At 42.8% G+C, this 8,353-nt stretch carries 7 protein-coding genes and 2 pseudogenes; 6 read left to right on the top strand and 3 right to left on the bottom strand.

Features of this window, described 5'->3' with window-relative positions; all coding sequences use genetic code 11:
- Positions 1–168 precede the first annotated feature (168 nt).
- The 5 genes and pseudogenes from QUA04_RS27930 to QUA04_RS27910 all read left to right on the top strand — a co-directional run bounded on the left by QUA04_RS27930 (position 169) and on the right by QUA04_RS27910 (position 4,868).
- The gene (locus QUA04_RS27930; protein WP_333263540.1) at positions 169–318 is read left to right on the top strand and encodes a hypothetical protein; all 150 of its coding nucleotides are present in this window, start codon (positions 169–171) and stop codon (positions 316–318) included.
- Entirely contained in the window at positions 311–2,140 is a 1,830-nt protein-coding gene (thrS, locus tag QUA04_RS27925; protein ID WP_333263538.1) for a threonine--tRNA ligase, read from the top strand. The genes QUA04_RS27930 and thrS overlap by 8 nt, the downstream gene beginning before the upstream one ends.
- Positions 2,141–2,564: 424 nt before the next feature.
- Complete coding sequence (locus tag QUA04_RS27920; protein WP_333263535.1) at positions 2,565–2,744, top strand: hypothetical protein; 180 nt, start codon at positions 2,565–2,567, stop codon at positions 2,742–2,744.
- Positions 2,695–3,182: pseudogene (locus QUA04_RS27915) on the top strand (IS1 family transposase); the annotation flags it as partial. The gene QUA04_RS27920 and the pseudogene QUA04_RS27915, both read left to right, overlap by 50 nt.
- 372 nt (positions 3,183–3,554) lie before the next feature.
- On the top strand, positions 3,555–4,868 hold the full coding sequence (locus QUA04_RS27910) for an aminotransferase class I/II-fold pyridoxal phosphate-dependent enzyme (protein WP_333263532.1): 1,314 nt from the start codon (positions 3,555–3,557) through the stop codon (positions 4,866–4,868).
- A gap of 162 nt (positions 4,869–5,030) precedes the next feature.
- Here the strand turns inward: QUA04_RS27910 and QUA04_RS27905 are convergent.
- Positions 5,031–5,773 (bottom strand): annotated as a pseudogene (locus tag QUA04_RS27905) (IS1 family transposase).
- Between the two features lie 111 nt (positions 5,774–5,884).
- Here QUA04_RS27905 and QUA04_RS27900 point away from each other — a divergent pair.
- A complete protein-coding gene (locus QUA04_RS27900) occupies positions 5,885–6,163 on the top strand; it encodes a tetratricopeptide repeat protein (protein WP_445242385.1) in 279 nt (92 codons plus the stop codon).
- A 25-nt stretch (positions 6,164–6,188) separates the two neighbouring features.
- Here the strand turns inward: QUA04_RS27900 and QUA04_RS27895 are convergent, their stop codons facing one another.
- Together QUA04_RS27895 and QUA04_RS27890 are read right to left on the bottom strand one after the other, a co-directional pair.
- Complete coding sequence (locus QUA04_RS27895) at positions 6,189–7,124, bottom strand: DUF1350 family protein (protein WP_333263529.1); 936 nt, start codon at positions 7,122–7,124, stop codon at positions 6,189–6,191.
- Positions 7,125–7,223: 99 nt separating this feature from the next.
- Positions 7,224–8,042: a hypothetical protein gene (locus QUA04_RS27890; protein WP_333263527.1), complete on the bottom strand. Its 819-nt coding sequence runs from the start codon at positions 8,040–8,042 to the stop codon at positions 7,224–7,226.
- Positions 8,043–8,353 lie beyond the last annotated feature (311 nt).

Genomic DNA, 8,353 nt, shown 5'->3' with positions numbered 1-8,353 from the left:
TTCTTTGAACACAACTTGATATTTTTTATTATATCATATTAGTTGTTTGTGTAATTAATTTTGTTTGACTACTTAGTTCGCGAGATCACGAGTGGTTAGGGATTTTTTCATGCGCTACTTCGTTACAGCCGACCAAAATAGTAAAAAATCCGGTTTCTGAGAGTCGGAGTGCGTCCCGCACTAAACGTCGCAACCATCAGGGCCGTTGCTGTAATTTCCCAGGGTGTCCCCCAACCTGAAGTCGGCGCTTGCTGTCCCAATCTGAGTAAGATAGAAGCAACTGCAACTAAATTAATTGCTAATTCAGCCGATGTCTAGCTCAGAATCCATGTCCGCTCCAGAAGAGTCCGTTAAGATTGAGTTGCCCCGCACGAGTGAGTCGGAGGCACTAAAAAAAATTCGCCACACCACCTCCCACGTTATGGCGATGGCGGTGCAGAAGTTATTTCCCAAGGCGCAAGTGACTATCGGCCCTTGGATTGAAAACGGTTTCTATTATGACTTTGACACTCCCGAACCTTTTACGGAACAGGATTTAAAAGCCATTAAAAAAGAGATGATCAAAATCATCAACCGTAAATTGCCTGTAATTCGCGAAGAAGTCACCCGCGAGGAAGCGGAACGCAGAATTAAGGAGATTAACGAACCTTACAAATTAGAAATTTTAGAAGGTTTGATCGAACCGATTACTCTTTACCATTTGGGCGAGGAATGGTGGGATTTGTGCGCTGGGCCTCACTTGGATAATACCAGTGAGTTGAATCCAAAGGCGATCGAGCTAGAAAGCCTAGCAGGCGCGTACTGGCGCGGGGACGAAACCAAAGCTCAGTTACAGCGCATTTACGGCACAGCTTGGGAAACTCCCGAACAATTAGCAGCATACAAACACCGCAAAGAAGAAGCATTAAGGCGCGATCACCGCAAATTAGGCAAAGAATTAGGCTTGTTTATCTTTGCCGATCCAGTTGGGCCAGGTTTGCCTTTGTGGACGCCGAAAGGCACTGTTTTGAGAAGTATTTTAGAAGATTACTTGAAACAAGAACAAATCAAGCGCGGTTATTTGCAAGTAGTGACTCCCCACATTGCCAGAGTCGATTTGTTCAAAATTTCTGGACACTGGCAGAAATACAAAGAAGATATGTTTCCGCTGATGGCGGAGGATGAGGAAGCTGCTGCAAATGAACAGGGTTTTGTGATGAAACCCATGAACTGCCCTTTTCACATTCAAATTTACAAAAGCGAATTGCGTTCCTATCGCGAACTGCCGATGCGCTTAGCGGAATTCGGCACAGTTTACCGCTACGAACAATCGGGAGAATTGGGCGGTTTAACGCGGGTACGCGGCTTTACGGTGGATGATTCCCACTTATTTGTCACGCCGGAACAGTTGGATGCTGAATTCTTGAATGTGGTGGATTTGATTCTGTCAGTCTTCAAGAGTCTGCAACTGAAAAACTTTAAGGCGCGTTTGAGTTTCCGCGATCCAAACAATTTAGAGAAATACATCGGTTCCGATGAAGCTTGGGAAAAGGCTCAAGGTGCAATCCGCCGCGCGGTGGAAACTTTGGGAATGAATTATTTTGAAGGAATTGGCGAGGCGGCTTTTTACGGGCCGAAACTCGATTTCATTTTCCAAGATGTCTTGGATAGAGAATGGCAATTAGGAACTGTTCAGGTAGATTACAACTTGCCCGAACGTTTTGATTTGGAATACGTTGCTGAAGACGGCACTCGCAAGCGTCCGGTGATGATTCACCGCGCTCCTTTCGGTTCTTTGGAACGCTTGATCGGGATTTTGATTGAGCAGTATGCAGGGGATTTTCCGCTGTGGTTAGCGCCGATTCAGGTGCGGTTGTTGCCTGTTAGCGCCGAATTTTTGCCGTTTGCGAAGGAAGTGGCGGCGAAGATGAAAATGCTCGGAATGCGCGCTGAAGCTGATGAGAATAGCGAGCGTTTGGGCAAGTTAATTCGCAATGCTGAGAAGGATAAAATTCCGGTGATGGGTGTTGTGGGTGCGAAGGAGGTTGAGGCGAATAGTTTGAATATTCGGACTCGCGCTTCTGGGGAGTTGGGGGCGATTTCGGTTGATGAAGTGATTGGGAGGTTGCAGGCGGCTATTAGCAGTTATGGCGATTTTTAGGGAATTTTAATCGCAGATTTTAGAACGGGCGAGACGCCCGTTCCACGATTCACTTAATGGGCGTCTCTCCCTTCCACGATTCACTTAACGGGCGAGACGCCCGTTCCACAATTAATGCAAATGATAAGCGGTTGTGCATTTAATTTTCACAATCTTCTCCGTTGCCTTTGCGCGCGGGTGATGCGGAACCAATTGTAGATTTACAAGCGTTAGTAAATGGGGCTTAGGATCGCGCAGCCAAGGACTTTAGAATAGATTATATCGCCGTATCAGTTCCCCCACTGTCCCAAACTTAAGCTGTTTGGGCGGATGTTTTGTTGGAGGAGAGGGGATCGATCGGATGAGAGAGGGAGGTTTAAGTGCGATCGCCCGCATATAAATTGCTGAGATATAATTAGATGAGGTAGAGTGGCAATCAAAAGTAATGGCAGATATTCACATCAGCGTCGAAGGACAAGATGCAGTTGCTGCTACAGAGGAACTGTTGGCGATTTTTGGCTTGTCGGGAAATTGGGAAACAAGCGGGGATGATGAAAAAGAGGGAACTTTAATAACCATCCGCTTACGATCCAGAGACAATTCCAGAAGTACGAGAACTAGATGAGCTACAAATCTTTGTCGGAGCCAAAAAACACAATCTGGGTGCCGACAGCAGTAGATTACTTGAGACCAGGTATTCTCAGATGGGTATTAGGAGACCGAGGGTGCTAAAACGTTTGAACCTTTGTGGAATGTAGTCAGTAGATGGGGATGCTATTTTTATGTGATTGATGGCCCGAAAGTTTATGCAATGTTTGTTCCAGATGGAAACCAAATTATCTGCAAAACTTACATGACTTGCGGTTGAAGATGAAAACACAAGATTAAGAAACCCGGATAGCTCGGTTAAAATGAAAGACTATTTGTTATTCTGGCATCCGACAACAAGTTGCTCAGATTTTCAATTAAAATACTTGTTCATTATTTCACGTTTAATGATGTTCCCCTTCCCTATTCAATTAATTATTCCGATCGAGCATTACTCACCGCACGCTCTCGCTAAACCCTACGCCAATTCAGCAACGCCGGGATTTGTTTGTGTGGACGGTGTAGGATACTGGGTTCTAATGCTGAGGCGTTACAAATTGTTGCGAACAGATGCCGTAATGCAGTAAAGAGTGAGATAGTTGGTAGTGGTGCATGATAATGTTAAACTAATAAAATAATATTAATACTCCTGAGTATATATGAGTATCACTTGTTTAAGAGGTTCTTATGGAAAAATTATTAAATACGCTCATAATTATGGTAAACAAGTGGTAAACAAGGATATAAATGTCAAGAATGTGGGTGACGGTATTTTGTTCATGAGTATAATTTATCGTTAAGGCTAGTTCCGTGACCTGTAATTACTATACACTACTACCCAATTACTATGAACGACAGAAGTAATCCAAATAAGCTTATCCCCGATCCAACAATTGAAGGCAAGACTCACTTTATCTCACCACGCTTACTAAAGTTATTAGATTGCCAGACCCCTATAAGTCAATTTTTTGCCCAAGCGACCTATATGAGTCGCCGAACTGAGCCGGAAAGTATTGATTTTACTTTCGGTGATGCCCATGAAATACCACCTCCAGGGTTTGTAGAAGCCTTACAGCGTTGGAGTGTACCGCAAAATCAAGGGTGGTATGGCTACAAGGGAAATATTCCACAATCACGGATCACTGTATCCGCTGCTCTTCAGGATAAACGCGGACTTTCTATATTGCCTGAAGATATTTTTATGACCAATGGTACTGTAGTTGGTTTGGCGATTTGTCTGCAAATGTTAGCTGGTGAGGGAGATGAGGTAATTATTTTAACTCCACCCTGGTTAGGTTATAGGAGTATGGTGCATTTTACCGGTGCGGTTCCGGTGGGTGTGCCTGTGGATACAAACACCTTTGATATGGATTTGCAGGCAATCGCATCTGCAATTACAGAACGGACTCGAGCAATCATTATAAATTCACCCCACAACCCTACAGGTAAGATTTTTTCAGCTAGTACCCTGGAGGGTTTGAGTGGTATACTTAACGAGGCTTCTAAGCGCTATGGCAAGCCTATTTATATTATTTCCGATGAAGCCTTCAGCCGCATTGTTTTCGACAACCAGACTTGTTGCAGCCCTACTCAGTTTTACCCATTTTCTTTGTTAGTATATGGCTATAGTAAGACTTTAATGGCACCCGGTCAACGTATAGGGTATATTGCTTTACCTCCCACTATGCCTAATCGGGAAGAAATAAGACGAATCATTGCCCTCCTACAACAAAGTCCTTTTGGTTGGTGTTATCCTAGTGTGCTCATGCAGTATGCCTTAGGAGACTTAGAGCAACTAAACATAAATATCGAGCATTTACAAAACAAGCGAGATCGGATGGTGAAGGCACTCCGGGATATGGGTTACAACCTGTATAACCCTGACGGGACGTTCTTCCTCTTGGTGCAATCACCTTGGGATGATGACCTTGCTTTTGCGGAGTTATTAGCAAGTCAAGATATATTTGTTTTACCAGGAACTCCCCAGGAAATACCCGGTTACTTCCGAATTTCCTTTACTGCCAACGAAGAAATGATATCGCGTTCTCTACCCAAATTCCAAGCCGCGATGGAATACACTGTTGCTAACCCACTTCCTTACCCCTCTTCTGTCACTAAGCCACAGAGTATAATAGAACAAAATCTCTCAAACCAGAGCTAGGTCTATGGTTAACCCTCGCCAAGCTAATTCAACCTTGAAATTGATTGAAGAGTATTGTCGCCATTACAGAAATCTGTTTTCAGAAGTTAGAAGCTTTGAAACTTTTACACACCTTCATGCTGGTAGAATTTCTGATATGGCGTTGCTGAATTGGGGTAGGGTTTAGCGAGAGCGTGCGGTGAGTAATGCTCGATCGAAATAATTAATTGAATAGGGAAGGGGAACATCATTAAACGTGAAATAATGAACAAGTATTTTAATTGAAAATCTGAGCACCTTGTTGTCGGATGCCAGAATAACAAATAGTCTTTCATTTTAACCGAGCTATCCGGGTTTCTTAATCTTGTGTTTTCATCTTCAACCGCAAGTCATGTAAGTTTTGCAGATAATTTGGTTTCCATCTGGAACAAACATTGCATAAACTTTCGGGCCATCCGTCACATAAAAATAGCATCCCCCTCTACTGACTACATTCCACAAAGGTTCAAACGTTTTAGCACCCTCGGTCTCCTAATACCCATCTGAGAATACCTGGTCTCAAGTAATCTACTGCTGGCGGCACCCAGAGTGTGTTTTTTGGCTCCGACAAAGATTTGTAGCTCATCTATTTCTCGTACTTCTGGAATTGTCTCTGGATCGTAAGCGGATGGTAGCAGCTTTCCAACTTGCTTGACCCAATTAATTATTGTCGTGTGATGCAGGCCTTTGACTCTCTCGATCGCACGAAAACCCATCCCATTGGCATACATTTTTAGGCATTCATATTTAACTTCTTGCGCCTAACCATGGTGGATTTGATAGCCCTCTCTAAATTGCCTGCCACAGTCAACACAAATATAATTTTTCTTGCCTTTCTTCTGCCCATTTTGATTAACATGAGTTGACTGACATTCATGACATTTCATTGGCTTGGGCTTTCAGTTAATTGGTTTTTGTGAATCGTTCACTCGCTCTATCGTACCTCAATTCAACAACGCCAGGAAAAGATTGGCAATGTTCAAGGGAAAGCTGCTACTTTGCACCAACGAGCAGGAATTTATGCGAATCAAGGGGAAGTAGCCAAGGCGATCGCACTGTATGAAGAATCTCTCGAACTTCAGGAAAAGATTGGCGATGTTCAAGGGAAAGCTGCTACTTTCGCCATGTTAGGACAGTTGTTGGCATCGCAGGGAGATTTTGACAAAGCTTTGAATTATTTACAGCAATCTTTAAACATTTTGCAGCATTTGCGATCGCCAGACGCGGAAACAGTGAGTAAAATTATTGCTGGGGTTCAGCAGATGGCTGAAAATTGAGGGTGAGTTGGCAGTTTATACAATGTTAAGCGCCTAACCGCTTTTTCAAAGCATCCAAAAAATGAACAGACCAATATTCAAGAAATCGGCTTTTCAGAGGTTTGATGAATTTATCCCAAGGATTGAGGTCAACAATATAATTACCGATTTTGATACCAACAGGCTCTAAATGTTTGCCTTCTATTTCCTGGCTCAATAAAGGCAATTTTCTATTACTTAGCTGTTGTATGAGCCAAAGTACATCGCTGTTTTTTTGTTGTTCTGGACTTTTGTTGATATCATTGGTAGAACCAGCAATATCATCTCGATCGAAAGAAATTATTGCAGTCAAATTAAACAGAGAACTATTAGCAATAAAGCATTGAGTTTGTTCTCGGGTTGGTAACACTCCTAAGCGGAATTTGTCTAACAGTTTTGCTAGCGATCGCACTGGAATAGCGCTCTCTGTATTGCTGATATCAGGAGCAATTAATAAGGACGGCTGGTCTTTAATTGAAGGTCGGTCGATGCCCAGATTTTCGATTAAGCTGTGAATCTGTTCGTAGTCAGGGCGATCGCAGAATTTCTCCACAATATTTGGATACCGATCGTCGCTTAAAAATTCTAAAAGAGCAATGTACTTGCATCCCAGACTGTGACCAACCCAAAAATAACTCGATGGTTCTTGATAAATTTCGCTTTCATAGCCTAATCTTTGAGCAATCTGGGTCAGTTCTGTTCTCAGTATCTCCTGCTCTTTTAATAACCCAATAGCGATGGGCCAGTGACGAAAAGTAAATCTAAATGGCAAAGCCACTACGGTATAACCTTCTTCAAACAACTGCTGTAAAAAATATCGATAAAACAAAGTTGGCAAACTACCAAAAAAAGTTCCACCAATAAATTGAACAACACCTTTGGGCTGCGGATGAACAGCTACCCAACTAAAAGAAACAGGCTGAAATTTAAATGAGTTCGACATTTGAATAAAGCTCAGTAAGTGTATAAGTGGGCGTAATTAAACGTAAGTAAACGTAAGGTGGGCATTGCCCACCCTACAGTTACTTACCATTTAACACTTCTAGCCGCGAGACATTCTGACAGGAATATCGAATTTATCCATCACTGTATTTAGCTCTTTCAAATTGACATCATTGGCATCGAGTTGGGCCAGCAGTTGCACTAGCAGTTGAGCTTTTTCTGAATTGTCTGCTTCCAAACTAGCCAAGTCCAAATTACCGTTGCGTAACTGTTCCAAAAGCGGCTCAAGGATTGGCCCGATGATAATTGGTTTGCCTGGTTCAGGAGGAATTTCGTTCAAGCCTTTTCCACTGGCGATCGCTAAAGTGTAATTGATTTGATCGAAGTCTGGTGAAGGATTAGGTACTGATGGGAAACCATTCGGCAAGAAAGTACCGCGAATTTCGGGATTCAATAACACCTTGACTGGTTTTGTGCTTTGGGGTACAGACTTGGGAAATTTGAAGATTGCTGGCAAAAAGAGTGAGACATATCCGCGCACTTCCAACAAACCTGGAGTCAGAACTTGTGGGATTTTTGGTAACAATTCAACAGATGCTGTTTTGTGAGCGGGTATTTTGAAAACCCCACTATATACCTGCGGTTTTACCTGAGTCAGAGTTACGTCGATGTTAGCGCCTTCAACATCAACAACTAAGGAAACGTTCTGCTTGTCCGGGGGAAGCAAGATGATTATTTTATTAGGATCTGCCGGCACGGGTAAGCTAACGGTAAACTCAATCCGATATCGCAAGTCTATCGCTTCGAGATTGGAGATGGTGAGAAAGTATCCCTGAACGACTCGGCGAGCAACAGCCTCAAGGCCACCAATCGGAGGTGCGATCGGCTTTGCGAGGATTTCAAAGGTGGAAACTTCCATGTTTGTGTCCGAGTAATTTAACTTTTAGCTTGGGTTATTTAGCCGGAAAATTTTGTTTCTGTTTTTCCGTGGCTATATCTATGAATAACTAAACGTCGCGGTTGGTTAACAGTCGCTTTTTCTGGTGACACTCATTTGAGTTAACTCAAATGAGTGTCGCTTGATTGTGCGTCTTGACAATTTAAAAATTTTTGTTAAAGCGCTGATGAACACGGATCGGGAATTTAATTTATCCGGCTCTCCTGAGTTTATGGTGTAAAATAGCTCAACCAATACAGTTAGAGTAATGAGCTTTCATTTAGACTATTTAT

It is taken from the genome of Microcoleus sp. S13_C5 (assembly GCF_036700845.1).
Taxonomy (GTDB): Bacteria; Cyanobacteriota; Cyanobacteriia; order Cyanobacteriales; family Microcoleaceae; genus Microcoleus.
This window is presented reverse-complemented; position numbering and strand designations above follow the sequence as displayed.

What these genes read in the sequence shown, in the direction of transcription:
- thrS (WP_333263538.1), top strand. Translation starts at nt 311, where the DNA reads ATGTCTAGCTCAGAATCCATGTCCGCTCCAGAAGAGTCCGTTAAGATT.
- QUA04_RS27920 (WP_333263535.1), top strand. Translation starts at nt 2,565, where the DNA reads ATGGCAGATATTCACATCAGCGTCGAAGGACAAGATGCAGTTGCTGCT.
- QUA04_RS27910 (WP_333263532.1), top strand. Translation starts at nt 3,555, where the DNA reads ATGAACGACAGAAGTAATCCAAATAAGCTTATCCCCGATCCAACAATT.
- QUA04_RS27895 (WP_333263529.1), bottom strand. Translation starts at nt 7,124, where the DNA reads ATGTCGAACTCATTTAAATTTCAGCCTGTTTCTTTTAGTTGGGTAGCT.
- QUA04_RS27890 (WP_333263527.1), bottom strand. Translation starts at nt 8,042, where the DNA reads ATGGAAGTTTCCACCTTTGAAATCCTCGCAAAGCCGATCGCACCTCCG.